1 protein-coding gene is annotated in these 440 nt (G+C 40.0%); it reads left to right on the top strand.

Features of this window, described 5'->3' with window-relative positions; all coding sequences use genetic code 11:
* A partial coding sequence (gene acpP, locus VSR34_RS38670; RefSeq protein ID WP_342965267.1) for an acyl carrier protein occupies window positions 1-225 on the top strand: 225 nt, incomplete at its 5' end.
* Between the last annotated feature and the right edge of the window lie 215 nt (window positions 226-440).

Genomic DNA, 440 nt, shown 5'->3' with positions numbered 1-440 from the left:
GTATTAGAGCGTGTATCAAAAATTATTGTAGACCGCCTTGGCGTTGATGAGGCTGACGTGAAAATGGAAGCTTCATTTAAAGAAGATTTAGGCGCTGATTCCCTTGATGTAGTTGAGCTAGTTATGGAACTTGAAGATGAGTTCGATATGGAAATTTCTGACGAAGATGCTGAAAAAATTGCAACAGTCGGTGACGCTGTGAACTACATAAATAGCCAGCAATAAGCGTAACAAAGTCCCGTCTATTTTCATGGCGGGACTTTGAAAATTTATGTTAGTTTCAACATATTCAGCTGATCAATTGTCAGCCTTTTTCAGATGCTAAGGAGCACGGTTTCCTTGCATGTAGAAAGAGAGACTCCATATAATCAGTATCCTTAAAGGCGATGACGCCTACCTGGAGGTTGCTATGCCAAAACACTATAAAGACAAACAGAAAC

The organism is Paraburkholderia sp. JHI2823 (assembly GCF_038900695.1).
Taxonomy (GTDB): Bacteria; Pseudomonadota; Gammaproteobacteria; order Burkholderiales; family Burkholderiaceae; genus Paraburkholderia; species Paraburkholderia mimosarum.
Note: the sequence above shows the minus strand (reverse complement) of the source record. Positions and strands in the feature narration are given on the sequence as shown.